Genomic DNA, 24,291 nt, shown 5'->3' with positions numbered 1-24,291 from the left:
CCCCTACACCCTTGTGCGATGCCGGGCCTGTCCGCCGGCACCCCTCCCCGTGCCCCAGGTCTGGTATCCACTGTCCACCACCGGCGCGCGGATTGGGACAGCCAAAGGTCCCGGGTCACGGAGCATTTCGGCCTCGCCGGGCCGGCCCAGCCGGGGCATCAGGGCACCAGCAGGGTGACGGTGGCGAAATAGACCACGATGGAGAGCAGATCCTGGATCACGGTGGCCAGCGGGCCGGACCCGAACGCGGGATCCACGCCGAGCCGGTTGAACAGCCAGGGCAGCGCCATGGCGATCAGAGTGGCGATGGCGGACGCCGCGAAGATCGCGAGGCCCACCGCGAGCGCCATTTCGGCGTCGTGCCAGAGCAGCCAGATCACCGGCCCTGAGAGCACGCCGAGGATGGCGCCGACGAGCAGCCCGGTGATGATCTCGCGGACCGCGACGCGGCGGATGCCCACGCCGATGGACAGACCCCGGACCACCAGCGCCACGGTCTGGGCGCCGATCGCGTCGGCGATGTACACGACGCCCGGGATGAAGAAGGCGATCAGGACGTTGCGCTCCAGCGTCCGTTCGAAGGCCCCGACGATGCCGGCGGCAGCGAGTGCGCCGGCCAGTCCGACCAGGAGCCAGGGGAGCCGGTGCCACAGGCGGTGCGTGACCGGCTCGGTGCTGGCCGTCCGTGCTTCCGCGGTCGTCCGGAGGAAGCCGCCGAGCCGGGCCAGGTCCTCGTCGTGTTCGGCCAGGAGTACGGCGAGCAGGCGTTGGGGCGCGATCAGGCCATGGAACCGCCCGTCGGCGTCGACGACGGCGAGGCCGGGTTCGCCATGTTTCACTGCCTGCCAGGCGGCCCGCTCCTGATCGGTGCCGGGGGCAACGATCGGTGGGTCCGGGTCCATCACCGCGCGCAGCGGGGTGGCCGGATCAGCGGCCAGGAGGCGCTCCATCGTCACCACGCCGACCAGGCGGTCGTTCGCACTGACCGCGACGACGGCCGCACTGTCGAAGGTGCGACCGGTCAGCCCGCGCAGTACCTCTCCGGCGAGGTCATCGGGACCTGCCGTGGGCACAGCGGTCGACGCGTGATGAGCGGCCGTCTCGAGCAGTTTGGGCGATTCCGATGGCGGCTGCGGTCCCTTTCTGCGGGCCTCAGTTGTCTCGGTCATGGCTTCTGTGCTTTCAGGATCCGGCGGATCGCCACGACCAGGCCGGGGAGGACCGCGAAGGCCGCGGCGATGGCGAACTGCGAGGCCGACAACGGTTGCAGGTGGAGCAGATCGCGCAGCGGCGACACGAACAGCGGCCCGCATTGCGCCACGAGCGCACCCGCGACGGCGACGTCGAGGAACCGCAGCCGGCGCTCACCCTGGGGGCGAGGCCGCCGCAGCGCGATGGCGACGCCGAGCTGGGCCAGACCGAGGACGAGATAGGTCATCGTCTGCCAGGGCACCGCGGTGGAGCGGGCCCAGATCGCCGAAGCCAGGGTGACGGCCGCGATCAGCGCGCCGGTCCAGGCGATCCGCTGCCAGAGGCCGGCGCCGAGGACCTGCTCGTCCGGTGCGCGCGGCCCGCGCCGCATCGCCTGCGGATCCGCAGGCTCGGCGCCGATCGCGACACCGGGCAGACCGTGGGTCAGCATGTTGATCCAGAGGATCTGCGCCGGCACCAGTGGTACGGCGAGGCCGAGCATCGGCCCGATCAGCATGACGAGTACTTCGGCCAGACCGCCGCTGAGCGCGTAGCGCAGGAACGTCCGCACGTTGGCGTAGATCCGGCGCCCCTCTTCGATCGCGGCCACGACCGTGCCGAGGTCGTCGTTGGTGAGGATCAGGTCGGCCGCCTGCCGGGCGACCTCGGTGCCGTCCTTGCCCATGGCAACGCCGATGTCCGCGCGCCGCAACGCCGGAGCGTCGTTGACTCCGTCGCCAGTCATCGCCACCACGTGGCCCGCCCGCTGCCAGGCGCTGACGATGTCGAGTTTCTGTTCCGGCCGGATCCGGGCGTACACCCGTCCGTCGGCCGGGTCGGCACCCGCGTCGATGTCGGAACCGGTGACCACGTCGTCCGCACGGAGACCGACCCGCTCTGCCACCGCCCGTGCCGTTCCCGGGGCGTCACCGGTGATCAGCAGGAGATCGACCCCGGCCTGGCCGAACGAGGTGATCACGTCGGCGGCGTTGTGGCGGACAGGGTCGGTCAGTGCCACCAGCCCGGCGAGCCGGAGACCGTCCTCGATGCGGCTCGCGCCAGGTGGCAGGATCCGGTCGGCGATCGCGAGCACGCGGTACCCGTCGGCCGTCAGTTCCGCGGCGATCGCCCGGGCGGCGTCGAGATCGCCGTACGGCGTGACGGCGGGATCCAGGATGACCTCGGGTGCGCCCTTGCCGACGACCAGTTCCCCTTCGGGCAGTTCGTGGAACGTGGTCATCCGCTTGCGGTTGCTGTCGAACGGGAGCTCCGCGATCCTCGGGTAGGTGGCCCGGACGTCCGCGGGGTCGGTTCCGCCACGCAGCGCCAGGGTGAGCAGGGCAGCCTCGGTCGGGTCGCCCAACGGCTGCCAGTCCGGCTGGTCCGGGCCGGGTGGCCGGAGATCGGCGTCGTTGCACAGAGCAACGTCTCGGAGGAGCCGGTCCGGTGGTTCGGCCGCACCCAGCGGGAGCAATTCGCCGTCCGGTGCGTACCCCTTGCCGCTGGCAATGAATTCGCCGTGCTCGGTCCAGAGCCGCTCGGCCAGCATGACACCTTCGGTCAGCGTACCGGTCTTGTCCGCGGCCACCACGGTCACCGAGCCGAGCGTCTCGACAGCCGGCAGCTGTCGTACGACGGCGGACCGCCGCGCCATCCGATGGGCGCCGATCGCCAGGGCGAGGGTGACGACGGCAGGCAGAGACTCCGGTACGGCGGCCACCGTCAGGCTCACCGCGGTCACGAGCATGTCAGCGACCGGAAGACCGCGTAGTAGACCCGCCACGGCGACGATCCCCGACAACGCCAACGCCACCAGGCTGAGAATCCGGCTGAGTGAGGTGAGCCGCACCTGCAGCGGGGTGGGTCGTGGCCGCTGGCCGGAGATCAGTTCCGCGATCCGGCCGAGAGCGCTGTCCGGACCTGTCCGGGAGACCACGCCGGATCCGCGTCCACGAGTCACCACCGTGCCGGCGAACACCTCGTCGTCGACGTCCTTCTCGACCGGGACGGACTCGCCGGTGAGAGCGGCCTCGTCGGTCTGCAGCCGGACTGCCCGGGCCAACTGGAGATCAGCCGGCACGATGTCACCGGCCTCGAGCAGGACCAGGTCGCCCGGGACGACCTCGGCCGCCAGGATCACGGTGGCCCGGCCGGAGCGCAGTACGGTCGCCTGTGGTGCGGCAAGGCGATGCAGAGCCGCCAACGCGCGTTCGGCCCTCAGCTCCTGGATCACCCCGACAGTGGTGTTCAGCACGATCACGATCAGGATCACCGCGAGGTCGGTGAGGTCGTGCAGTGTCGCGGTCAGCACCGCGGCGCCGAGCAACAGCAAGATCATCGGATCCCGGAGCTGCGCGACGAACCGGAACACGGGCGACGGCGGTTTGGCGGAGGCAATGGTGTTGGGGCCGTGGTCGGCCAGTGTCCGGCGGGCTTCGACGTCGGTCAGACCATCAGGGACCGACACGTTGAGACTCATCCGCGTCCTCGCTTCGCTCCGGGCGCGGATGAGGCACGAGAGACGCTGTGCATGATGGTGACCTCGCTTCGCTCGCTCACGCGGTGCACTCCTCGGGGTGGATCACGGCGACGGGGCATTGGCTGTGGTGGAGGAGGCCTCGTGACACCGAGCCCATCCGCAGCGGACTGAACTGGGTCTGACCCCGGCCGCCCACGACCACGAGGTCGGCGCGGGCGGACTCGCAGGCGAGCAGTTGCACCGGATGCCCGCTCGTGCAGCGGGTTCTGACCACGACCTCGGGGTACTTCTCCCGCCAGCCGGCCAGCGACACGGCGACGAGGGCCTCTGCTCGTGCCGTCCAGGGCTGGTCGTCTGGGTCCAGCCAGACGTCGGGTGGCGGGAAGGTCTCGGGCAGGTGTGCGGCGTGCACGGCCAGTAGTTCGGAATCCTGCTGGGCGGCGGTTTCGAAGGCGAACCCCAGCGCGGCCTGGCAGTCGGCGGATCCGTCCACCCCGACCAGGACGCGGCCCTGCGCGGCCGCGTCGGGTTGCCAGCTGTCCGGTACGACGATCAGAGTGCCCGGGGCGAGGGCGGCACAGACCTGCGAGGTGGAACCCAGGACGAGTTCGGCGAATCCGCCCATGCCCCGGCGGCCGATCACCAGCGCACTGGCGTGGGCGGCCAGCTCCACCAACCGCATCGCGGGATCACCGTGCCTGACTTCGACCGAACCGGCGGTGAAGCCCAGTCTGAACAGCTCGTCGGCTGCTTCTTCGGCGGCCTCCGAGCCGTCGTCGGGTGCGGTCGCGACGGCCGGTGGAAGCGTGCGTGCATCGTCGACGACGTAGACGGCACGCAGGGGCAACTGCCGCTGACCGGCGAACCTGACGGCCCACTCGAGCGCCAGCAGACCGTCGCGGGACCCATCGATCCCTACGACGACTGGCGGTGGTGGCTGCGCGGACATCTCGGGGCCTCTCGCTCGGTATGGCTCCAGGGACAGTCCATCCCGCGCCGGCCGGCGCGGGTAGGGCGGAAGGGCCCGGGGAGAGCCGACCAAGGTCCCGTCCGGCAGGTGTGTTTGGGCTCTGCTGGCCGGGCCCTGCGGCGGCGATGGTCGAGCTGAGGAGTACTTCGATCTGTGAAGGGACGGTCGACCATGAAGGCGCTTGTTTACAACGGTCCCGGACAGCGCAGCTGGCGGGAGATGCCGGATCCGGTGATCCAGGATCCGGAGGACGCGATCGTCAGGGTCGACGCCGTCACCATCTGCGGTACGGACCTGCACATCCTGAAGGGCGACGTACCGTCCGTGGCGCACGGCCGGATCCTCGGCCACGAGGCGGTCGGCACGATCACCGCTGTCGGCGCCGGTGTGAGGGGAGTGGCTGTCGGTGACCGGGTCCTGATCTCGTGCATCACCTCGTGCGGCCGGTGCGAGTACTGCCGCCAAGGCCGGTACGGACAGTGCCTCGGTGGGGGTGGCTGGATCCTCGGCCACCTGATCGACGGGACGCAGGCCGAGCAGGTCCGGGTGCCGTTCGCTGACCGTTCCGTGTACAAGCTGCCGGACAACGTGACCGACGAGGCGGCGCTGCTGCTGGCCGACATCCTGCCGACTGCGTACGAGGTCGGCACGATCAACGGCCGGGTGCGGCCCGGCGACACGGTCGTCATCGTGGGTGCGGGACCGATCGGCCTGGCCGCGATCACGACCAGCAAGCTGTTCAGCCCGTCCCAGATCATCGTCGTCGACCTGGCCGACTCTCGCCGCAAGGCCGCGCTCGACCATGGTGCCGACGTGGCGCTGGCCCCGGACGAGGATGTGGTCGAGGCGATCCGCGGGCTGACCGGTGGCCTGGGGGCCGACGTCGCGATCGAGGCGGTCGGCGTACCGGCCACCTTCGAGTTGTGCGCAGAGGTGGTGCGTCCGGGCGGCGTGGTCGCCAATGTCGGCGTGCACGGTGCTCCCGTGACGCTGCACCTGGAAGACCTGTGGATCAAGGACATCACCATCACCACCGGGCTGGTCGACACCGCGGCGACACCGCGGCTGCTGTCGATGCTGGCAGCGGGCCGGCTGGCGATGCCGGGCCTGATCACGCACCGTTTCGGACTGGACGAGATGCAGGACGCGTACGACATCTTCAGCCGGGCCGGCGAGACCGGTGCGCTGAAGGTTGCCTTGTTCACCGAGCAGGGCATGGAGCCGGAGAAGCACGGGACATGATGCCGGCCCTGACCGTCAAGGACCGCGACGCGCTGCTTCGGGCGGCCGTCGCGGCTCCATCCATGCACAACACCCAGCCGTGGCGGTTCCGCTTCCGTGGCTGGGTGGTGGAGGTGCACCGCGATCGCGACCGGGAGTTGCCCGCGGAGGATCCGGATCGGCGGATGCTGCACCTGTCGCTGGGTGCCGCGGTCTTCAACCTGCGGGTCGGCGCGGCCGAGTTGGGGTACGGCGCGGAAGCACGCAGCGTCTTCGACCGGAGCAGGCCGGATCTGGTCGCCGAGGTCGAGTTGACCGCGGCCGGCGCCGAGGTGAAGCGGTTGCGGCAACTGGCGCCGTACATCGAGTTGCGGAGAACGAATCGGGAGCCGTACAGCGACGAGCAAGTGCCGGCGGACGTGCGCCGGCTGCTGGACCTGACCGCCGGGCTGGAGGGCGCGGAGCTGCAATGGCTGACGGCGCCGGCCCGCCGCAAGTGGATGCAGCTGGCAACTAACGACGCGGGACTGGCAGATGACGAGGACCACGCGCGAACAGCGGAGCGGCGCCGCTGGGTCGGGGGAGACCGAGTCGCGGATGGCGTCCCGTCGAGTGCACTCGGCCCGCGGACCGTGGGCGGGACGTCGCCGGCCAGGGACCTGGCAGCGACACCGGCCGACGTCAACCGGATGGTGGCCGATTTCGAGCGGGACCCCCAGTTGGCCCTGCTCTCGACGATCCATGACGGCCCGATCGCCTGGCTGCGGGCAGGTCAGGCGTTGCAGCGAGTCCTGCTCGAGGCCACCGCACACGGAGTCTCGACGTCGCTGCTCAATCAGGCGGTCGAGCACGAAGCGCTGCGATGGCTCATCAACGACCCGCTCGGGACTTGGCATCGCCCGCAGGCGGTCATCCGGTTCGGCTACGGTCCGCCGGTGCCACCGACCCCGCGCCGGCCGATTACCGACGTGCTGCTGGACTGAGGTTTCAGCCGCGGGTGGTGCCACGTGATCCAGCGTCCGGTGCAGCGCGCCCGAAGACCACTCGGAGACCGGTCTGTCGTCCCGGTGGACGGGGACCTTCGGCCCTGCCTGCGAGTGGTGGCCGGGAGGCACCTTGGAGATGCAGGGGAGCTGACCGGCTCGCCGGGAGCGGACAGACAAAGGGTGGCCGTCAACACAACGGGCCACGAGATCCACCGTCATCAGGACGGCACCGCATCCCGGCGAGCCGGCCGTATTCGTCAACAGATCACCGAGGAGTTCGCGATGAGCGTCGACCGAAACAGGGCCGGGGAGCTGTGGGTGCTGATGCAGGCGCGCCGGCTCGGGATCGGCCGCAATCCGCTCCGCCGCCGGGTCGACAGACTCGAGTCCATGATCTTGGCGTGCGCGATCCTGGTCGCGCTGCTGATGATCCCTATCGCCGCCGCATTGGGGACGGCGGTCCGGAACTCGAGCGAGAACTCCGCGGCGCAGCGTCGGGCGGTACTCACCCAGGTGCAGGCGCGGACGCTCGAGAACACCGAGACCGCGGTCCCCACCGCACCGGGTCAAGTGACATCGCGGGTCCGGGTGACGTGGATCGACCAGGCGGGCTGGCCGCAGGAAGGACATACGAACGTCGCCATCGGGACGAAGAAGGACACCGAGGTGACGATCTGGCTGGACAGCTCGGGGGCGATCACTGCTCCGCCGCGTCCGCCCGGTGACAGCGCCGCGATTGGCGGTGCGGCCGGTGTGACTGTGGCGATCATGTCGTGGCTGCTCATCGCCGGCCTGGCCCGGTTGGCCGTCGTACCGCTGAACCGGCGCCGGATGCGGGACTGGGAACGCGAGTGGGAGCAGGTCGCCGCGCGCTGGCGCCAGTCGCAGGGGTGAGACAGCAAACTCAACTGGACTTGACCCGGAAGGGGCCAGGTCCAGTTCTTTGTTGATCATCGCCGGTAGTTCAGCGTTTCGTTCCACGGCCGGCGAGGTGTCAGGCCGGAGCCCTCGGCCGGATAGCCGATGCGGATGATCAACTGGGGCCAGCTGTCGCGGCCGATCAGCGTCCGGACCTGGTCGCGCAAGGTCGGGTACTCGACTGCCTGGTTGAGGAACGAGGCCGCCAGGTCGTAGGAAGTTGCCGTGAGTAACATCCGCTGCAGCGCCATACCGGCCCGGACCCAGGCCCGCTCGTCGTCGTCGACGGTGCCGAGCACCGCGATGATCGGCGTCGGCTCGAAGGCCGCCTGGTCGCGGTGTGGGACGTCGAGGCCCGCGGACAGGTCCCGGACTGGCGCGGGACGGGACGGCAACGGGCCGAGGACGGAGTCCGGAACGCCTTCGGCGTCGCGGTCGCCGCCGATCCACTGCAGTCGCTCGTGCAGCCGGTCCTCCTCGTGCACGTCGCGGTCGTCGGCATCCCGGATGATCGAACCGAGGCCGGCGCGTTCCTCGTCGTCGAGCCAGCGCAGGTCGGCGCGTTCGGCCTTCGCCGCTTCGGTCAGCCGCTGCATCATCCTGGCCGAGATCGGCAGATCGACCATCGGACCGCGATAGGTGAAGCGCCGGGCCAGTTCGCCGTACAGGGAACTGAGGCCCGCGACCGGAACCTTGCGCTCGGCCAGGAAGATCCGCACCACCACCGCAGGTACGGCCGGATCGGGGTCGATCGCCAGCGTCGTCTCGTGGCCGAGCATGGCCGCGGCGACGCGGAGGTTGAATGCCGCGGCGCCGAGGCCGACCCGGACGAAGCGATTGGCCGGATCGGTCGCGGGCAGGGTGCGGTCGGCGTCCAGCAAGACGTCGATCACCGGGCCGTTGATCTCGAACCGCCAGGGCTGGGTGTTGTGCATCGAGGGCGCCTGTCCGGCGGCGGTGAGCAGGATGCCCACCTCGTCCTCGGTGACGGAGTTCGTGATGCGCATGTCGATTTCCTTCCTCACCACAGGCGCACCCGCTCGAGGTGATGCGGTGTGACCGCGGTCCAGCCGAGTTCCTTGTCGATTCGCTCCGCGAGGGCCTGCCGCGGTGCGTCTTCGCCGTGGACGACGTACGTCGTACCGGGCGGCTCCGGCGCGGTGCCCAGCCAGCCGACGAGCTGGTCGGAGTCGGCGTGCGCGGAGAACTCGGGCAGGTCGACGACGCGGGCGTGGACGGGCACGTAGCGGCCGTGGATCTTGACCGAGCGGGCACCGTCGAGCAGTTGCCGGCCGCGGGTGCCGGCCACCTGGTAGCCCGGCATCAGCACCGTGTTCTTTGCCCCAGGCAACAGTCGGGTGAGGTGGTGCAGCACGCGACCACCGGTCGCCATCCCGGACGCGGACACGATGACGCACGGCCGGTTGACGTGGTTGAGCCGGATGGACTCGTCGACGCTGTGAACCAGCCGGAGGTCGCCGGGGTCGAACGGGTCGCCGGCACCGACGATCTCGGGCCGGAGTTCCGGCCACTTCTTCTCGACCGCGGTCCGGTAGACGTTCAACGCGGCCAGCGCCATCGGGCTGTTGACGTAGACCGGTAGCCGCGGGATCAGCCCGTCGCGGGTCAGCCCGGCCAACTCGTGCAGCAGGACGGCGGTGCGGTCGACAGCGAAGGCGGGGATCAGCACCACACCGCCCCGCTGGACGGTCGAGGTGATCAGCCGGCCCAGCCGGCCGTGGTCCATCGGCTGATGCCGCCGGTTCCCGTAGGTCGACTCGACCACGATCGCGTGGGCGGACGGGAGCGGCTCGGGCGGCCGCAACAGCGGATGGTCCGGCCGGCCGAGATCACCGCTGACGGCGAGCCGTCGGCCGTCCAGCTCCAGTACGGCGAAGGTCGAGCCGAGGATGTGGCCGGCCCGATACAGCGTGATCGTCGCTCCGCCCGGCAGGTCGACCCGGCCGGGCTCGCCGACCGGCCGGAACAGCCGGATCGCTCGCTCGGCATCGGCCAGATCGAACAGCGGCAGCGGAGGATCGTGCTTGGAGTAGCCACCGACCCGAGCCTGCGCGGCGTCCTCCATCTGCAGATGGGCCGCGTCACGAAGCACGATGGCGGCCACTTGCGCCGTACCCGCGGAGCAGATCACCGGCCCACGGAATCCCTGCCGCACCAGAGCCGGCAGGTAACCGCAATGGTCCAGATGGGCATGCGTGAGTACGACGGCATCCAGCGACCGCGGCCCGACCGGGAACTGCTCCCAGTTCCGCCGCCGCCACCGGGCTTCGCCCTGGAACAGGCCGCAGTCGATCAGGTACCTGTGTCCGGCGCTCTCCACCAGGAACTTGCTACCGGTCACCGTCCCGGCCGCGCCGAGGAAGGTGACGATCGCGGTGCTCATCAGGAGTGATTCGCGTGGTCGAGTTGGTGAACGCGGCGTACGACGGTGCCCAGGACCCGGATCACCGCGAGCGTCTCGTTGATGTGCAGCTCCAGTTTGCCGGCCTGGCCGGGCCTGACCAGCTCTCGCTGGAGATCGTCGAGCAGGTCGACCGCATGGGTGAGCTGGTCCGCCACCACGTGCGCGTAGGTCGTGGCCGGCGCCTGCTCTGCCCGCAACTGGGGAAGAATCCGGCCGCGGTAGGTGGCGACGGTTCGCTGTGCGGTGACCATCAGCCGCTCACGTTGAGCCCAGTCACCGGCCGCATACTCGTCCTCGAGTCTGCCCAGATCCTGGTCCCAGCGGTCGAATTCACGCAGCAGTGCATCGGTGGCGTTCATTCTCGGTACTCCTTCTCGACCGGACTCGGCGACGCATGAGTGGCCGCGGTATCAGCCTGCCGTCGTACCTCGCCGGTGGGCAGCGGCATGGGTCCCGACTAACCGGGCCCTTCGGCAGGTCCGGTGGTGACCGCGGTCCCTGCCGGTGTCGTCGTGGCGGCGGAAGGATCGAAGTGAAGGACCACAGGGGAGAGGACATGAGGATGAGCACCGGCAAGCGGCTGATCGTCGTCGGCGTGGACGGTTCCTGGCGGGAGACCGGCGCCCTCGCGTGGGCGCTGCAAGAGTCAGAGTTTCGGCACGAGCCGCTGCGTGCGGTCCACGTGATCGACGAGGCGGTTCGCGGTACGCCGTACTGGTCGCCGATCGTGATCGACGACACGGCGACGAATCTGGTCAGCGATGTCCAGCGGTACCTCGACACCTCAGGCAGCCGGCTGGACCACGACGCCGATCTGCGGGTCGGTCCACCCGCCGACAGACTGACCGAGGCCGCCGAGGACAGCGTCATGCTGGTCGTCGGGCGGCGCGGCATGGGCGCCTTCAAGCGGCTGCTGATCGGCTCGACCTCCGAGGCTGTTGTGCATCAGGCAACCGTGCCGGTGGTCGTCGTACCGGACGGGTGGAAGCCGAGCGACCACGCCGGTCCGGTCCTGATCGCGATCGACGACTCCGGCGAGAACTACGCGGCGATCGAGTTCGCGGTGGCGGCTGCCGAGGAGCGGCAGGCACCGCTGCGGATCGTGCACGTCTGGGACCTGCCCAACATCTACAGCTGGGATGCGATGAACGTCGCCGGGATCAGCACCGAGTGGGCCGAGAACGCCCAGCGGTACGTCGAGTCCGTCGCGGACGAACTCCGGCTGAAGCATCCGGGACTGACCGTCGAGATCGACGTTCGTCGTGGCCATGCCGTTGACGGCGTCGTCACCGCCGCGCAGGTCGGCGACGCCCAGCTGCTGGTCGTCGGTGCCCGCCGCCTCCGCAGGGTCACGTCGATGCTGCTCGGCTCGGTCAGTCGCGGCGTCCTCCACCACGCCACCTGCCCGATCGCCGTCGTTCACACTCCCTGATCCGTTGGGGCGGCGCGCCCGGAGGCGTGCCGCCCCAGCCGCAGGTGCCGTGCGGCCGCCACCTCTCCGGCCGCACGGCACCGACTAACGAAAGGCACTGAGAATGAGGCGACTGGTGATCCTGGGTGCCGGCACCGCCGGCACGATGGTGGCGAACAAGCTTCGGCGCCGGTTGGCGTTCGACGAGTGGCAGATCACGGTCGTGGACCGTGACGGCGTCCATCTCTACCAGCCGGGGCTGCTGTTCGTCCCGTTCGGACGGTACCGGCCCGACGAGATCGTCAGATCGCGGCGGCGGTTGCTCGACAACGGCATTCAGCTCCTGCGCGGGGAGGTCGACGTGATCGACCCCGAGCGCAAGGTGGTCCGGCTCGCCGGCGGGGGAGCGGTCGGCTACGACTCGCTCGTCATCGCGACCGGCACCAGCCCGCGGCCGGATCAGACGCCCGGCATGCTCGGCCCCGAATGGCGCAAGAGCATCCACGAGTTCTACACCTTCGACGGTTCGGTCGCGCTGGCGCCGGCGTTGCGCGCCTTCACCGGCGGCCGGCTGGTGGTGCACATCGTCGATCAGCCGATCAAGTGCCCGGTCGCCCCACTGGAGTTCACCTTCCTGGCCGAGTCGTACTTGCGCGCCAAAGGGATGCGGGACCAGGTCGAGATCGTCTACGTGACGCCGCTGGACGGTGCGTTCACCAAACCGATCGCCGCCCGGCGGCTCGGCGGGCTGCTGGACGAACGCAAGATCACCGTCGAGGCCGACTTCCTGGTCGAGCGGATCGACGCCGTACGCAAGACGCTGATCAGCTACGACGAGCGCGAGGTGGACTTCGACCTCCTGGTCACGGTGCCGCTGAACATGGGCGCGGATTTCGTCGCCCGCTCCGGACTGGGCGACGAACTGAACTACGTCCCGGTCGACAAGCACACGTTCCAGTCGACCGCGTACCCCGACATCTTCGCCATCGGCGACGCCAACGACATCCCGACGTCGAAGGCCGGCTCGGTGGCGCACTTCTCCGCCGAGGTCTTCGCCGGGAACTTCTGCCAGTACGCCGAGGGTCTCGCGATGACCGGCCGGTTCGACGGGCACGCGAACTGCTTCGTCGAGTCCGGCGACGGCAAGGGCCTGCTGATCGACTTCAACTACGACACCGAACCGTTGCCCGGACGCTATCCGTTCGGCCGGCTCGGCCCGCTGGCCCTGCTCCGCGAGACGAAGCTCAACCACTGGGGCAAGCTCGCGTTCCGCTGGGTCTACTGGCATCTGCTGCTGCCTGGCCGGCGGCTGCCGGTGCCGACGCTGATGTCGATGACCGGCAAACACCGACCCGACCATCGATCCGAGAAAGAGAGCTGATCATGACTGTCGTCACCCTCGGACCCGCACAGATCCACGTCGACGCGGAGGGATTCCTGACCGAGTACGGCGAATGGACCGAAGAGCTCGCCGGGCAGTTGGCCGCCCGGATCGGCATCGAGCTCACCGAGGATCACTGGAAGGCGATTCGCTTCCTGCGCTCCGACTACCCGTCCCACGGCGAGACCGCCACCCTGCGACGGGTGTCGACGCTGGCCGGGATCCCGGTCAAGCAACTCTTCGCGCTGTTCCCCGGCAAGCCGGCCAAGAAGATGGCCTACATCGCCGGGCTGCCGAAACCGCGCGGCTGCGTGTGAGAAAGGACCTGTCATGACCACGACCGAGTTCGCCCCCCTGGTCGTCCCGGACTTCGGCGACGACGCCGGCACGGACCGCAAGCTCGCGATCATCTGCTCGAAGGGCAATCTGGACATGGCCTACCCGGGCCTGATCCTCGCGAACGCGGCTCTCGGCGAAGGGGTGGAGACGCATCTGTTCTTCACCTTCTGGGGCTTCGACATGATCACCAAGTCGCGGATGCACGACCTGAAATTCACCATGCTCGGCAACACCGCCACGCACCTGCCGCAGGGACTCGGCGGCCTGCCCGGCATGACCGCGATGGCGACCCACCAGATGAAGAAGCAGATCCACGACATCGGGGTGCCCGACGTACCCGAGTTCCTGGAGCAGATCGTCGCCTCCGGTGGGCATCTGTGGGCGTGCCGGATGTCCGCCGACATGATGCGGCTGGACGAGTCCGACCTCTACGAGGAGGTCGAGGGGATCATCAGCGCCGCGGACTTCATCGAGAAGACCGAAGGCGCCCAGTTGCTCTTCATCTGAGCGGTCAGCCCGGCGGCCCGGCCGTCGAGGACGGAGACGAGGAGGTGTCGGCATGATGCAAGACGTGGGCGGTCAGGACGCGGTCTGGATCGTCCTCGCGCTGACGGTCTGGCTTGCCCTGGTGGCGGGTGCCGTCGGTATCGGCGTCCACCTGATCAGGCAGCGCCGGCCGGTGCCGCAGCAGCTTCCGTCTCCGCTCGACATCCTCGAGCGCCAGTACGCCGCCGGCGAGCTGGATCGCGACGAGTTCGACCAGGCCCGCGCGCGATTGCGTGAGCACGAGATCGATCTCTGACGACGGGAGCGTCGGAACCAACCCGGCCTGTGAAGGAGGCCATGATGTCTGAGCACGTACCGCAATCGCCCGGCCACGCCACCGATCCGGAGCGCAGTCGCCCGCAGAGTGTGAGAGGCCGCGTCACGACCGGCTCGAAGGTCTGGTTCGTCTGGATGGTGGGCATGTGGGTGGCGTTCTTCGTCCTGCTCCGAGCCGACCGCCTGGACGCGCTCGCGAGCTCGATCCGGGACCTGCCGTGGTTCGCCGAGATCTTCGTCTGGCTGCTGTTCTTCCCCTGGGTGCTGGGCACCGCGGTCTGGACCGGCGACCTGTCGGAGTCGGTCCGCGTCCTCCTGGTGGTGATCTTCGCCGCCGGCTGGACCATCGTCTCGATCCCGCGCCCGAAGAAGCCCACCACCCCCCAAACCCGCAAGCCGGTCAACCACTAGCGCACGGATCCTCCCCACCCCGGTCGCACCCCACCGCCGCGGCCGTCACCCGCCGCGCCGGCCACCTGCCTGTGGTAGGTAGGCCCACCACAGCGGGGCATTCCGGCGACCCGTCTTCGGTGGTCATCGAGTGGGTTGGGGACCGCTACCCACCTTGATCGACGGGCCAGACTCCACAGTTGGCCCGTGGGGGTGCCGCGTTGGTCTCCTGCTGAGACCAACCACCCAGACATGTGGCAGCGGAGCCGCGTTTCCACTCCAGCGTTCCGGCCGCGCGTCGGCCGAGAGGTCCCGATGAGAGCGGGACCTTGGGCCCTCGCGGCCGCTCTCTTTTGGGGGTCCTGGGGCCCGCTGGGTCGGGTCGGACGACTGTGGGCCAGGTCACGCCGCGGACGGAAGACTCAGACCCAAGGATCGAGGGAAGGGAGCGGGCGATGACCACCATCATCGAGCAGGGCACCACCGACCTGAGGCTGGACGAGGTCATCGTGGTCAGCGGCTTGTCGATCTACGACGTGCGGATCGCCGACCTGCGGGTACGCCGGGGCGAGGTCGTCGCTCTGGTCGGCCCGAACGGTGCCGGCAAGAGCACGGTGAGCCAGGCCGTCGTCGGAGCGCGCCCGGCCGCCGAGGGGTCGGTTCGAGTGCTGGGGCTGGACCCGATCGCCGATCGGGACGAGCTGAAGCCGCGGGTCGGCTTCCTGGTTCGGGACCTGGAGACGATGGGCTCGCTGAGCTCCCGGGACGTGCTGGACATCTGCGCCGCGGTGCGCGGATGTACGGCGGCGTTCGCGGTCGAGCTGGCCGAGCGCCTCGGGCTGGATCTGGATCGGCCGATGGGCCAGCTGTGCCGGGGTCAGCTGCGCCGGCTGGGCCTGGTGTAGGCGTTGATGCACCGGCCGGACGTGATCGTGCTGGACGACCCGATGACCGACCTCGACGAGCACGGTCGCCGTGAGCTGGCCGTGGTGCTGCGCGAGGTCGCGGCCACGGGTGCCGCGGTGCTGGTGACCGCCCACGGAATCGATGACGTCGACGCCTACGCCACCCGGATCGCGACCTTCTCCGACCGCCCCGAGACCGCCGCGACCGAGACCGCCGTACCGACTCCTGAGGCGACCGAGACCGCCGTACTGGCGCCTGAGGCGACCGAGACCGCCGTACTGGCGCCTGAGGCGACCGAGACCGCCGTACTGGCGCCTGATGCGACCGAGACCGCCGTACTGGCTCCTGAGGCGACCGAGATCACCGTGCCGGAGCCCGGCGCGATCGAAGCCGCTGTTCCGGAAATCGCCGGCCCAGTCGTTGCCGGCAGGCATGAACCGCAGCACCTCGCGGGAGTCTCGCCACAGCCGAGCGCGATGGAACGTTGGCTGGACCTCGGGTCCCCACTCGAGGCCTGGCAGCCCACTCGCCGGCGCGTCCGGCGGCAAGCGGTCCGCCGGCTCCGGACGAGCTCGAGGAGCCCCTGAGCCTCAGTGGGCTGGAGCCCACGCCGAGCTGAGGGCCAGCGGCGTGCGTCCTGGGACCTTCGGCCCTGCTGGATTCGACGGGGTGCGGATGGAATGGAACTGATGAGGGAGGGTCACATGAGCCGATTCACTGGTGTCGAGGAGATCGGGTTCGCGCCGAGCCGCCTCGTGGTGAGTGAGCTGGGCCCCGCAGGCATCAAGATGCCGAAGGGTTTCACCGTCACCGCCGACGCCTACCAGGAGTTCCTCCGCGCGACCTCCATCAGGCCGTTCATCGCAGGCGAGCTCAGGCGGTATCGCCACGGCGCGGACCCGCTCGCGGTGGGAGCGGCGATCCGTACGGCGTTCGCCTACGCGGAGATGCCGTCCGCACTCGGCCGGGCAATCAGCGCGGCCTATCAGCAGCTGGGCGGCGAGGGTACGCCGGTCGTCGTGCGGAGCGCTGAAACGACCTTCGTCGAGGACCACGAGATCTTCCTGAACGTGCGGACCGGCAGGGAGCTGTTCGCCGCCTGCAAGCGCTGTTTCGCCGTCCTGTTCACCGATCGTGCCATCAGCCTGCGGGAGCAGAACGGGGTCGATCACCTGAGTGCGACGATCTCGGTCGGGGTCCAGCGGATGGTTCGTTCGGATCTGGCCGGCTCCGGCTCGGCCGAACTGCTGGACGGCCACATTCCCGGGCTCGTTCGGGTCAGCGCGGTCTGGGGACTGGGCGACATGCTCATCGGTGAGCGCGTTGAGCCTGACGAGTACCTGGTCCTCGACGCCCGCTCGGAGCGCCCGCTCATCACCACCCGCAGGGGCAGCAAGGCGATGAAGGTCGTCTGCGCCGAGCCGCGCGGAATCAAGGCGATCCGCACCGAGCCGGCCGAACGGCAACGCCTCGTCCTCACCGACGACGAGGTCGTCGCCCTCGCGCGCCATACGCTGACGATGAGCAGCCGGTATGGCGGCCGTCCGCTGATGATCGAGTGGGCCAAGGACGGGACGACCGGCGACCTGTATTCACTCCGCCACTCGAGGTCGTGACGCCTCCCCACCGGTACGTCATGCGTCGCTCGACGTCGTGGTGGTCGTGTCCCCGTCCGGTGCGGCGTGCAGAACGCCGACAGTGTGCAGATGGGATCGTGCGGCGTGGATGGCTTCCGGGGTGCTGGCGAAGACCCGGCCGGCGTGGCGGAGCTCGGTGATGACGTCGAGCGCGGCCAGCGGGCGGTCGTGGCCAGGGCGGATACCGGAAATGAGGACGACCATGCCGCGGTGCTGGAGCTTTTCGATGGCGTCCTTGAGGACAAGGGCGCCGCTGGCGTCGATCGCGCTGACAGCTGACATCCGCAGGACCACCACAGAGACCTGCGCGACCTCGGAGAGTTCGAGCAGGAATCGGTGCGCTGCGAAGAGGAGTGGCCCGTCGATGCGGTAGGCGACGATGTGTTCGTCCAGCAGAGCTCGTTCCTCGGCGGTGTGGTCACCGGGTAGATCAGGGTGGAGCGGCATCTGGCGTAGCCGGGCGCTACGGGCAACGGCCCGCAGGGCGAGTGCCCCAGCCACGACGAGCCCCAGGAGGACAGCTTTGACCAAGTCCAGCGCCAACGTCGCGATCGCTGTCAGCGCCAGCACGATCGCATCGGAGCGAGTGGCGCGGGCCATGGCCCGGACGGAACCGACCTCGACCATCCGAATGGAGGTGGCGAGCAGTACGCCGGCCAGCGCGGCGAGCGGGATCCGCCCGACCAGCGGTGCCGCGGTGTAGATGATCGCGGCGAGCACCGCGGCATGAACGAGCGCGGCCAACCGGGATCCAGCCCCGGATCGGACGTTGACCGCGGTCCGGGCGATCGCGCCGGTGGCCGGCACACCGCCGAACAGCGGCGTGACCAGGTTGGCGAGGCCCTGCCCGAACAGTTCGCGGTCCGGGTCGTGCTTGTGACTCACGCCCATGCCGTCGGCGACGGCCGCCGACAGCAACGACTCCAGTGCGGCCAGCGCCGCGACTGCGAGCGCCGGACCGGCCAGCGACACGACGGTCGACGGATCGATGAAGGAGAGCGTCGGCGCTGTCAACCCGGTAGGCAGCGAGCCGATGCGGGCGACGTCCAACCCGGCCACCTCGGCGAGGACTGTGGCAGCGGCGACCGCGAGGATGGAGACGGGCACCGTCGGACGGATCCGGGCGCCGGCCAGGATGGCCACCGCTACCAGGGCCGCGATCGCGGCAGCGATCCAGTCAGGGTGGGCCGCGAACTCCGCCACCGCCCGGGCAGCGACCACGGCGACCTGGTCGCCGTCCGGCGTCGCGACACCGAGTGCGGAGGGAAGCTGCTGCAGGCCGATGACGCAGGCGATGCCGAGCGTGAACCCTTCGACCACCGAAGCGGGGACGAAGGCCATGTAGCGGCCGGCCCGGGCGATCGCCAGGCCGACGAGGATCAGGCCCGCAAGGAGTCCGACGGTCAACACACCTCTCGCGCCATGCGCGTGCATGATCGGCACCAGGACGACCGTCATCGCGCCGGTGGGCCCGGAGACCTGCAGGTTCGAGCCGCCGAAGGCTGCGGCCACTGCGCCGGCGACCACCGCTGTGGTCAGCCCCGCGGCCGCGCCGAGACCGGAGGAGATGCCGAATCCCAGCGCGAGCGGCAACGCGACGATCGCGACGGTGAGGCCGGCCAGCAGATCACGGCGGGGCTGGTGCGTCATCGCGGCGAGATCTGTGCGAGCAGGCAGCAGCGAACGCGTCCGCTCCCAGCCGCGGGACAAGGCCGAACTCATCGAGCGGTGGCCTCAGCCTCGCGCAACTCGGCGAGCAGTTCGTCCTGGCTGGCGATCACATCGGTCAGGATCCGCCGGGCGACCCTGAGCAACTCCGCGACATCGCCGCTGGTGATCTGGTAGACGACGCTGGACCCCTCGCGCTGCGACGCCACGATCCCGTACCGGCGCAGTACGGCGAGCTGTTGGGACAGGCTGGACGGTTCGATGGCGATGTCGGCCAGCAGGTCGCGCACCGGACGTGGCCCGTCCTGCAACAGCTCGAGCACCCGGATCCGGACCGGATGACCCAGCATCCGGAAGAAGTCCGCCTTCGCCTGATAGAGCGGGACCATCGGCTTGTTCATCGATCGCCGCCCTGCCCGGCCGCGTCGTGAAGCTCGCCGAGGTCGACGCCGTTCTCCGATGCCGAGTGCAGCAGGCTGTCCAGCTCGCCGGTACGGATGTCCACCGCGTAGGAGTCTCCCTCGGCCCGGGCCTGCTCCAACGCCAGTTGCGCCTCGCGCACCCGGCGGCGCAGGGCCATGGCGAACTCGCCGTCTGCCACGAGCACTCCTCCAATTCGCCGACTGATCGCTTCACTATGTAATGAATTGAAGAAGTTTGCAAGTCGTCACAGCTGGCCGTCAGGAACCGGCCTCGCTGGAGGTGAGGGTGGTGGCGATGCCGGCTGCCCAGTTCTTGATCAGCGCCCAGTCCCGGGAGTCGGTGGCCAGCTCACCGCGGGCGAGCCGACGGGCCAGGAAGCCCTTGGCTGTCTGTGGTTGGAGTCGTCCGGCGAATGTCATCACCGGTCCCGCACCGATCAGCCGCGCCAACCGCCGGACGTTCCCCGGCAGCTCCTGCGCCTGATCCTTGTCCGGTCCGACGGGTCCGCTGTGGAAGAGCCAGACCCGCCGGTCGCTGAGCTCGTCGGCATGCTTGCGGAGGAAGCGCACCGCTTCCCGGCGCCAGCGGCGGATGTAGATCGCGCTCCCGAGGATCACCACGTCGTAATCGCTGATCGACCCGACGTCGGTGACGTTGCGCACGTCGACCTGGTGGCCGTGTGCGCGCAGTTCGGCCCCGATCGCCTCGGCGATCTCGGCGGTCGAGCCCATCTTGGTGGCGTACGCCACGAGTATCTCGCTGGACATCGAAGCTCCTCTCCAGGTCAAGCACACCTCGGGCGACTCACCTGCGGCAGGGCCGAAATACCCTTTCTCCGTTGGCGCCGAGGACCTGGCCGGCGGCCAGTTCGATCACCTCGTCGAGGTCGTCGAGCCCGGCCAGTCGATGCGTGATCAGCACGACCGTCCGGTCCCGGGTGGCGTCGAGGATGTCGCGGGTCAGCTCGGCGGCCGTGGCCGCGTCCAGGTGCGCGGTCGGTTCGTCGAGCACCAGTACGGCGGGATCCGCGAGCAGTGCCCGGGCCAGGGCCAGCCGTTGGCGTTCACCACCGGACAAGCGACCCGCGCGTTCCCCGACCGTGGTGTCGAGTCCGCCGGGCTGACGTCGTACCCAGTCGGCCATCCGGACCTCGGCGAGGACAGTCATCAGCTGGTCGTCGGAGGCGTCAGGGCGGCCGATCAGCAGGTTGTTGCGGATCGTCGTGTCGAACAGGTGATCACCTTGGGCGCAGAGGACGACCTGACGACGGAAGAACGCCTCGTCGAGCTCAGCCAGCTCGGTGCCGCCGAAGGTGACCCGGCCGTGTTCGGGGGTCAGGAATCCGAGCAGTACCGCGGCCATCGTGCTCTTGCCGGCGCCGCTCTCGCCGATGACGGCGACCCGATGACCGGGAGGCAACGTCAGGCTGACACCACGGATGGCCGGCCGGTCGGCACCTGGCCACGACGCGTCCACGTCGTGCAGTGCCAAGGTGCTACCGGCAACGGTCTGTTTGCCCCAGGCAATCGAGGGAGCCGGCAGCTCGGCCAGTGAACGCAGTCGATCGGCGGCCTCCGGACCACGGACCAGGTGCCGGGCCGCCGTCGGTAGCGGCGTGACGAGCTCGAACGCCGCGAGGGGAGTAAGGGCGAGTACGGCGAGGAACACACCCGGCAACCGGCCCTCGCGGACAGCGGGGACGCCGACGAGGAGTTCGGCGACCACGGTCGCGGCGAGCGTGGCGTTGGCGACCGCCGTACCAAGGCCCGCGCCGACCGACGACCGGCGCAGCAACGTGGTCAGTCCCGTGTCGCGGTCGTTGATCCGGGCAAGCAGTCGCTCGGTCGCACGGAACGCGGTGAGGTCGGCGGCTCCGATGAGCAGCTCGTGAATCGGGGTGGCCAGGGCTGCCGTGGCAGGCGAGATGCGCCGTTCGGTGTGCCGTGCGACGGCCAGTGTGGCGAGCGGTCCGCCCACACCGGCGATCAGGAGTCCGAGCAGGAGAATGAGCCCGGCCGCCGGCAACAGAACGCTGAGCAGTACGACGGTCGCGGCGCCGGTGATGATGCTGACGGCGATCGGAAGCAGACCGCGCACCAGCAGATCCTGTACTGCGTCGACATCGTTGAGCACCCGGGTCAGCAGATCCCCGGACCTGCTCTTGCCGAGGCCGGCCGGCGCAGCCCGATCGAGATCGCGCCAGGCCTGGACCCGGGTCCGGCCGAGGACGCGAAACGCCGCGTCGTGGCCGGCCAGGCGTTCGGCGTACCGGAGCACGCCGCGGCCGATGCCGAAGGCCCGTACGGCGACGATGCCGACGGTCAGGTAGAGCACTGGCGGATGTTCGGCCGCCCGCGAGATCAGCCAGGCCGACGTCGCCATCAGCCCGATCGAGCAAGCCATCGCCAACGATCCCAGCACAGCGGCGACGAGGAGCCGCCTGAGCTCTGGCCGGATGATCCGCAGCAACCACCGCCACGTGGTCATACCGGCACCACCTCCGGCGCGAGCTCGACCACGGTGTCACAGAGGCTGAGCAGCGCCGGCCGATGCGTGACCAGGACGACGGTCCGGCCGGCGAACGCTGCTGGCAACGACTCGAGTAGGTCCTGCTCGGTGTCCGGATCGACACCTTCGGTAGGCTCGTCGAGCAGCAGCAGCGGTGCGTCGAGCAACAGTGCCCGCGCGAGCGCGATCCGTCTGCGCTGACCTGCCGATACACCCTGCCCGCGCTCACCGAGCTCGTGTTCGAGCGGTACGTCGACACGGGCCGCTCGGGCGGCGCGTCGTACCGCGAGATCGTCGGCTGCCGGGCGACCGAGGCGGATGTTCTCCTCGACCGTTCGCGCGAACAGCACCGGGTCCTGGCCGAGCCAGGCGACCTGAGCTCGCCACGAGTCCAGCTCGGCATCGGCCAGGTCGATGCCACCGGCAACAACTCGGCCGGAGTCCGGCCGGATCGCTCCGAGCAGCAGGTTCAGCACGGTGGACTTGCCGCATCCGTTGGGACCGACGATCCCGGTGACTTGGCCGGCCGGGATCACCATCGACAGCCGGTCCAGGGCCGGTGTGTCGCGATCCGCGCTGTGGACAGTCACGTTGTCGAGCACGATGCCGGTCCCTGCCGACGCGACCGCGGCGCCGCCGCGGTGAGGCTCTCGATCGAGCACTTCGAACACCTGATCGGCGGCGGCCAGCCCTTCGGCGCTGGCGTGGTAGTGCGCGCCGAGCAGCCGCAACGGGAGGTAGGCCTCAGGCGCCAGGATCAGCACCAGCAACGCGGTCTGCAGCTCGAGGCGGCCGTCCACCAGGCGGAGACCGACCGAGACCGCGACGAGGGCCACCGACAAGGTCGCCAGCAGTTCGAGCACCAGCGAGGACAGGAACGCGATGCGCAGGGTGGCCAGGGTCGCCTTGCGCTGCCTCGTGGCCAGCGAGGCGATGGTGGCGACCTGTGCGCGCGACCGGTTGAACGCCTTCAGCGTGCCGAGGCCGGACAGGACGTCGAGGAAGTGGTGCCCGAGGCTCTGCAAGGTGGCCCACTGCCGGGCGACGAGCTTCTTGGTGGTCAGGCCGACCAGGACCATGAAGATCGGGATCAGCGGCAGCGTGACGATCACGATCAGCGCGCTGAGCCAGTCGGCCGCGAGCATCCGTGCGGCGACGACCAGCGGCACAATGCACACCAGGACGAGTTGGGGGAGGTAGCGGGAGAAGTAGTCGTCCAGGGCGTCGATGCCGCGGGTCGCCAGCGTGGTGAGCTCACCGCTGCGTTCGCCGGTCAGCCATCGCGGACCCAGGTCGACGACCTTGCGCAGCAGACGCATCCGCAGCTCGGACTTCACGGCTGCGGATGCGCGCTGCGCTGTCACTTCCGCCAGCCAGGACAGCACGGCCCGTCCGCCGAGTGTCCCGGCCAGCGCGATCAACCGGCCGCGCAGGTCGCCGAGACCGGCGCCGCCGATGAACGCGTCGGTGATGACGGAGGCCAGCAGCCAGGCCTGGGCCAGGATCAGCCCCGCCTGGACGACTCCGATCAGCGCGGACAGGCCGATGAACAGCCTGGTCGTCTGCGCGTACCAGAGCAGCCGCGGGTCGACGGCCGGCATCAGGCCGCTTTCGCGACCTGGGGAATGTCGTCGCGGGTGAGCCGACGCCGGAACACCCAGTAGGTGTAGCCCTGGTAGAGCAGCACGATCGGAGTGAAGATGACCGCGACCCAGGTCATGATCTTCAACGTGTACGCCGTCGACGCGGCGTTCGTCGTGGTCAGGCTGAAGGCCGGATCGGTGGTCGACGGGAGTACGTCGGGATAGAGCGTGACGAACAACGTCGCGGACGCCAGCGCGATCGTGGCCGCCGTACCGGTGAAGGCCCAGCCGTCGCGGCCGAGTCGTGAGGCGATCAGCGCGCCGACCAGTGCCACTGCGGCTCCGGGCGCGAGCAGCCAGGTGATCCATGATCCGTCGAGCGACTGCGTCCAGCCGAGGAACCCGGCCGCCAGCACCACTGTCGCGGCACCGAGGGGGAGCACCAGCCGCCGGGCCCGGTCACGGACCTCGCCATGGGTCTTCAGTGCGAGGAAGATCGCGCCGTGCAAGGCGAACAGCACGAGCGTCGTGAGACCGCCCACCAGCGCATAGGGGTTGAGCAGGGTGAAGAAGTTGCCGGTGTAGTCGTGGTTCTCGTTCAGTGGCACGCCGCGCACGATGTTGGCCAGCGCGACACCCCAGAGCAGAGCCGGTACGGCGCTGCCGATCACGATCACGAGGTCCCAGCGTGCATGCCAGCCGGCGTGGTCGAGCTTGTTGCGGTACTCGAGGGCGACACCGCGCACGATCAGCGCGACCAGGATCACCAGCAGGGCGAGGTAGAAGCCGGAGAAGAGGCTGGCGTACCAGAACGGGAACGCGGCGAACGTGGCGCCGCCGGCGACCAGGAGCCAGACCTCGTTGCCGTCCCAGACCGGGCCGATGGTCTGCAGGGTCACCCGGCGGTCGACGGCGTCCTTCCCGACCACCGGCAGCAGCATGCCGACACCGAAGTCGAATCCCTCCAGGACCAGGTAGCCGGTCCACAGGACGGCGATGAGCAGGAACCAGATGTCTGTGAGTGCCACGCGCG

The 24,291-nt window shown here is 69.6% G+C and carries 25 protein-coding genes; 12 read left to right on the top strand and 13 right to left on the bottom strand.

Going from position 1 to position 24,291, the window contains the following annotated elements; genetic code table 11:
• Window positions 1-158 precede the first annotated feature (158 nt).
• The 3 genes from V9K99_RS16145 to V9K99_RS16135 all read right to left on the bottom strand — a co-directional run bounded on the left by V9K99_RS16145 (window position 159) and on the right by V9K99_RS16135 (window position 4,619).
• A complete protein-coding gene (locus V9K99_RS16145) occupies window positions 159-1,169 on the bottom strand; it encodes a magnesium transporter (RefSeq protein WP_337000178.1) in 1,011 nt (336 codons plus the stop codon).
• A complete protein-coding gene (locus tag V9K99_RS16140) occupies window positions 1,166-3,670 on the bottom strand; it encodes a cation-translocating P-type ATPase (RefSeq protein ID WP_337000179.1) in 2,505 nt (834 codons plus the stop codon). Before V9K99_RS16140 ends, V9K99_RS16145 begins: the two co-directional genes overlap by 4 nt.
• A gap of 76 nt (window positions 3,671-3,746) precedes the next feature.
• Window positions 3,747-4,619, bottom strand: a complete 873-nt coding sequence (locus V9K99_RS16135) for a universal stress protein (protein ID WP_337000180.1) — start codon at window positions 4,617-4,619, stop codon at window positions 3,747-3,749.
• Window positions 4,620-4,811: 192 nt separating this feature from the next.
• Here V9K99_RS16135 and V9K99_RS16130 point away from each other — a divergent pair, with 192 nt between their 5' ends.
• From V9K99_RS16130 to V9K99_RS16120, 3 genes are all read left to right on the top strand, one after another.
• Window positions 4,812-5,882, top strand: a complete 1,071-nt coding sequence (locus tag V9K99_RS16130) for a zinc-dependent alcohol dehydrogenase family protein (RefSeq protein ID WP_337000181.1) — start codon at window positions 4,812-4,814, stop codon at window positions 5,880-5,882.
• Complete coding sequence (locus tag V9K99_RS16125) at window positions 5,879-6,844, top strand: Acg family FMN-binding oxidoreductase (RefSeq protein ID WP_337000182.1); 966 nt, start codon at window positions 5,879-5,881, stop codon at window positions 6,842-6,844. Before V9K99_RS16130 ends, V9K99_RS16125 begins: the two co-directional genes overlap by 4 nt.
• Window positions 6,845-7,129: 285 nt before the next feature.
• On the top strand, window positions 7,130-7,741 hold the full coding sequence (locus tag V9K99_RS16120; protein ID WP_337000183.1) for an Rv1733c family protein: 612 nt from the start codon (window positions 7,130-7,132) through the stop codon (window positions 7,739-7,741).
• A gap of 56 nt (window positions 7,742-7,797) precedes the next feature.
• Here V9K99_RS16120 and V9K99_RS16115 read toward each other — a convergent pair whose 3' ends face one another.
• The 3 genes from V9K99_RS16115 to V9K99_RS16105 are packed head-to-tail and all read right to left on the bottom strand — an operon-like array spanning window position 7,798 to window position 10,549.
• Complete coding sequence (locus V9K99_RS16115) at window positions 7,798-8,772, bottom strand: Acg family FMN-binding oxidoreductase (protein WP_337000184.1); 975 nt, start codon at window positions 8,770-8,772, stop codon at window positions 7,798-7,800.
• Between the two features lie 14 nt (window positions 8,773-8,786).
• Window positions 8,787-10,169 carry an MBL fold metallo-hydrolase gene (locus tag V9K99_RS16110; protein ID WP_337000185.1) on the bottom strand — a complete coding sequence of 461 codons (1,383 nt, stop codon included), beginning with the start codon at window positions 10,167-10,169 and terminating at the stop codon, window positions 8,787-8,789.
• A complete protein-coding gene (locus tag V9K99_RS16105) occupies window positions 10,169-10,549 on the bottom strand; it encodes a hypothetical protein (RefSeq protein ID WP_337000186.1) in 381 nt (126 codons plus the stop codon). Before V9K99_RS16105 ends, V9K99_RS16110 begins: the two co-directional genes overlap by 1 nt.
• A 197-nt stretch (window positions 10,550-10,746) precedes the next feature.
• Between V9K99_RS16105 and V9K99_RS16100 the strand changes: the two genes are divergently transcribed.
• The 9 genes from V9K99_RS16100 (at window position 10,747) to V9K99_RS16060 (ending at window position 17,055) form a co-directional block, all read left to right on the top strand.
• A complete protein-coding gene (locus V9K99_RS16100) occupies window positions 10,747-11,622 on the top strand; it encodes a universal stress protein (RefSeq protein ID WP_337000187.1) in 876 nt (291 codons plus the stop codon).
• A gap of 103 nt (window positions 11,623-11,725) precedes the next feature.
• Complete coding sequence (sqr, locus tag V9K99_RS16095; RefSeq protein WP_337000188.1) at window positions 11,726-12,982, top strand: type III sulfide quinone reductase, selenoprotein subtype; 1,257 nt, start codon at window positions 11,726-11,728, stop codon at window positions 12,980-12,982.
• A 2-nt stretch (window positions 12,983-12,984) separates the two neighbouring features.
• Entirely contained in the window at window positions 12,985-13,299 is a 315-nt protein-coding gene (locus V9K99_RS16090; protein WP_337000189.1) for a TusE/DsrC/DsvC family sulfur relay protein, read from the top strand.
• A gap of 13 nt (window positions 13,300-13,312) precedes the next feature.
• Complete coding sequence (locus V9K99_RS16085) at window positions 13,313-13,828, top strand: DsrE/DsrF/DrsH-like family protein (RefSeq protein ID WP_337000190.1); 516 nt, start codon at window positions 13,313-13,315, stop codon at window positions 13,826-13,828.
• 52 nt (window positions 13,829-13,880) lie between these two features.
• Window positions 13,881-14,123 (top strand): SHOCT domain-containing protein, encoded by a 243-nt coding sequence (locus V9K99_RS16080; protein WP_337000191.1) that lies wholly within the window; start codon window positions 13,881-13,883, stop codon window positions 14,121-14,123.
• A gap of 44 nt (window positions 14,124-14,167) precedes the next feature.
• The gene (locus tag V9K99_RS16075; protein ID WP_337000192.1) at window positions 14,168-14,554 is read left to right on the top strand and encodes a hypothetical protein; all 387 of its coding nucleotides are present in this window, start codon (window positions 14,168-14,170) and stop codon (window positions 14,552-14,554) included.
• Window positions 14,555-14,988: 434 nt separating this feature from the next.
• A complete protein-coding gene (locus V9K99_RS16070; protein WP_337000193.1) occupies window positions 14,989-15,438 on the top strand; it encodes an ATP-binding cassette domain-containing protein in 450 nt (149 codons plus the stop codon).
• Window positions 15,439-15,444: 6 nt separating this feature from the next.
• Window positions 15,445-16,026, top strand: coding sequence for a hypothetical protein (locus tag V9K99_RS16065; RefSeq protein WP_337323410.1), 582 nt, complete (start codon window positions 15,445-15,447; stop codon window positions 16,024-16,026).
• 117 nt (window positions 16,027-16,143) lie between these two features.
• Window positions 16,144-17,055, top strand: a complete 912-nt coding sequence (locus V9K99_RS16060) for a PEP/pyruvate-binding domain-containing protein (RefSeq protein WP_337000195.1) — start codon at window positions 16,144-16,146, stop codon at window positions 17,053-17,055.
• Between the two features lie 18 nt (window positions 17,056-17,073).
• Here the strand turns inward: V9K99_RS16060 and V9K99_RS16055 are convergent, their stop codons facing one another.
• The 7 genes from V9K99_RS16055 to cydB all read right to left on the bottom strand — a co-directional run bounded on the left by V9K99_RS16055 (window position 17,074) and on the right by cydB (window position 24,286).
• Window positions 17,074-18,798, bottom strand: coding sequence for a SulP family inorganic anion transporter (locus tag V9K99_RS16055; protein ID WP_337000196.1), 1,725 nt, complete (start codon window positions 18,796-18,798; stop codon window positions 17,074-17,076).
• Window positions 18,795-19,145, bottom strand: coding sequence for an ArsR/SmtB family transcription factor (locus V9K99_RS16050; RefSeq protein WP_337000197.1), 351 nt, complete (start codon window positions 19,143-19,145; stop codon window positions 18,795-18,797). The genes V9K99_RS16055 and V9K99_RS16050 overlap by 4 nt, the downstream gene beginning before the upstream one ends.
• Window positions 19,142-19,345: a hypothetical protein gene (locus tag V9K99_RS16045; RefSeq protein WP_337000198.1), complete on the bottom strand. Its 204-nt coding sequence runs from the start codon at window positions 19,343-19,345 to the stop codon at window positions 19,142-19,144. The genes V9K99_RS16050 and V9K99_RS16045 overlap by 4 nt, the downstream gene beginning before the upstream one ends.
• Window positions 19,346-19,424: 79 nt before the next feature.
• The gene (locus V9K99_RS16040) at window positions 19,425-19,934 is read right to left on the bottom strand and encodes a flavodoxin domain-containing protein (protein ID WP_337000199.1); all 510 of its coding nucleotides are present in this window, start codon (window positions 19,932-19,934) and stop codon (window positions 19,425-19,427) included.
• 37 nt (window positions 19,935-19,971) lie between these two features.
• Window positions 19,972-21,654, bottom strand: a complete 1,683-nt coding sequence (gene cydC, locus V9K99_RS16035) for a thiol reductant ABC exporter subunit CydC (protein ID WP_337000200.1) — start codon at window positions 21,652-21,654, stop codon at window positions 19,972-19,974.
• Window positions 21,651-23,276: a thiol reductant ABC exporter subunit CydD gene (gene cydD / locus V9K99_RS16030; RefSeq protein ID WP_337000201.1), complete on the bottom strand. Its 1,626-nt coding sequence runs from the start codon at window positions 23,274-23,276 to the stop codon at window positions 21,651-21,653. Before cydD ends, cydC begins: the two co-directional genes overlap by 4 nt.
• Window positions 23,276-24,286 (bottom strand): cytochrome d ubiquinol oxidase subunit II, encoded by a 1,011-nt coding sequence (cydB, locus tag V9K99_RS16025; protein ID WP_337000202.1) that lies wholly within the window; start codon window positions 24,284-24,286, stop codon window positions 23,276-23,278. Before cydB ends, cydD begins: the two co-directional genes overlap by 1 nt.
• Between the last annotated feature and the right edge of the window lie 5 nt (window positions 24,287-24,291).

The organism is Kribbella sp. CCNWLW201 (genome assembly GCF_037203805.1).
Lineage (GTDB): Bacteria > Actinomycetota > Actinomycetes > Propionibacteriales > Kribbellaceae > Kribbella.
The sequence above is the reverse complement of the archived record's forward strand: the minus strand, read 5'-3'. Positions and strand labels throughout refer to the sequence as shown.

Excerpts from the sequence above, each read along its gene's own strand:
- V9K99_RS16145 (WP_337000178.1), bottom strand. The coding sequence starts at position 1,169 with ATGACCGAGACAACTGAGGCCCGCAGAAAGGGACCGCAGCCGCCATCG.
- V9K99_RS16140 (WP_337000179.1), bottom strand. The coding sequence starts at position 3,670 with ATGAGTCTCAACGTGTCGGTCCCTGATGGTCTGACCGACGTCGAAGCC.
- V9K99_RS16135 (WP_337000180.1), bottom strand. The coding sequence starts at position 4,619 with ATGTCCGCGCAGCCACCACCGCCAGTCGTCGTAGGGATCGATGGGTCC.
- V9K99_RS16130 (WP_337000181.1), top strand. The coding sequence starts at position 4,812 with ATGAAGGCGCTTGTTTACAACGGTCCCGGACAGCGCAGCTGGCGGGAG.
- V9K99_RS16125 (WP_337000182.1), top strand. The coding sequence starts at position 5,879 with ATGATGCCGGCCCTGACCGTCAAGGACCGCGACGCGCTGCTTCGGGCG.
- V9K99_RS16120 (WP_337000183.1), top strand. The coding sequence starts at position 7,130 with ATGAGCGTCGACCGAAACAGGGCCGGGGAGCTGTGGGTGCTGATGCAG.
- V9K99_RS16115 (WP_337000184.1), bottom strand. The coding sequence starts at position 8,772 with ATGCGCATCACGAACTCCGTCACCGAGGACGAGGTGGGCATCCTGCTC.
- V9K99_RS16110 (WP_337000185.1), bottom strand. The coding sequence starts at position 10,169 with ATGAGCACCGCGATCGTCACCTTCCTCGGCGCGGCCGGGACGGTGACC.
- V9K99_RS16105 (WP_337000186.1), bottom strand. The coding sequence starts at position 10,549 with ATGAACGCCACCGATGCACTGCTGCGTGAATTCGACCGCTGGGACCAG.
- V9K99_RS16100 (WP_337000187.1), top strand. The coding sequence starts at position 10,747 with ATGAGGATGAGCACCGGCAAGCGGCTGATCGTCGTCGGCGTGGACGGT.
- sqr (WP_337000188.1), top strand. The coding sequence starts at position 11,726 with ATGAGGCGACTGGTGATCCTGGGTGCCGGCACCGCCGGCACGATGGTG.
- V9K99_RS16090 (WP_337000189.1), top strand. The coding sequence starts at position 12,985 with ATGACTGTCGTCACCCTCGGACCCGCACAGATCCACGTCGACGCGGAG.
- V9K99_RS16085 (WP_337000190.1), top strand. The coding sequence starts at position 13,313 with ATGACCACGACCGAGTTCGCCCCCCTGGTCGTCCCGGACTTCGGCGAC.
- V9K99_RS16080 (WP_337000191.1), top strand. The coding sequence starts at position 13,881 with ATGATGCAAGACGTGGGCGGTCAGGACGCGGTCTGGATCGTCCTCGCG.
- V9K99_RS16075 (WP_337000192.1), top strand. The coding sequence starts at position 14,168 with ATGTCTGAGCACGTACCGCAATCGCCCGGCCACGCCACCGATCCGGAG.
- V9K99_RS16070 (WP_337000193.1), top strand. The coding sequence starts at position 14,989 with ATGACCACCATCATCGAGCAGGGCACCACCGACCTGAGGCTGGACGAG.
- V9K99_RS16065 (WP_337323410.1), top strand. The coding sequence starts at position 15,445 with ATGCACCGGCCGGACGTGATCGTGCTGGACGACCCGATGACCGACCTC.
- V9K99_RS16060 (WP_337000195.1), top strand. The coding sequence starts at position 16,144 with ATGAGCCGATTCACTGGTGTCGAGGAGATCGGGTTCGCGCCGAGCCGC.
- V9K99_RS16055 (WP_337000196.1), bottom strand. The coding sequence starts at position 18,798 with ATGAGTTCGGCCTTGTCCCGCGGCTGGGAGCGGACGCGTTCGCTGCTG.
- V9K99_RS16050 (WP_337000197.1), bottom strand. The coding sequence starts at position 19,145 with ATGAACAAGCCGATGGTCCCGCTCTATCAGGCGAAGGCGGACTTCTTC.
- V9K99_RS16040 (WP_337000199.1), bottom strand. The coding sequence starts at position 19,934 with ATGTCCAGCGAGATACTCGTGGCGTACGCCACCAAGATGGGCTCGACC.
- cydC (WP_337000200.1), bottom strand. The coding sequence starts at position 21,654 with ATGACCACGTGGCGGTGGTTGCTGCGGATCATCCGGCCAGAGCTCAGG.
- cydD (WP_337000201.1), bottom strand. The coding sequence starts at position 23,276 with ATGCCGGCCGTCGACCCGCGGCTGCTCTGGTACGCGCAGACGACCAGG.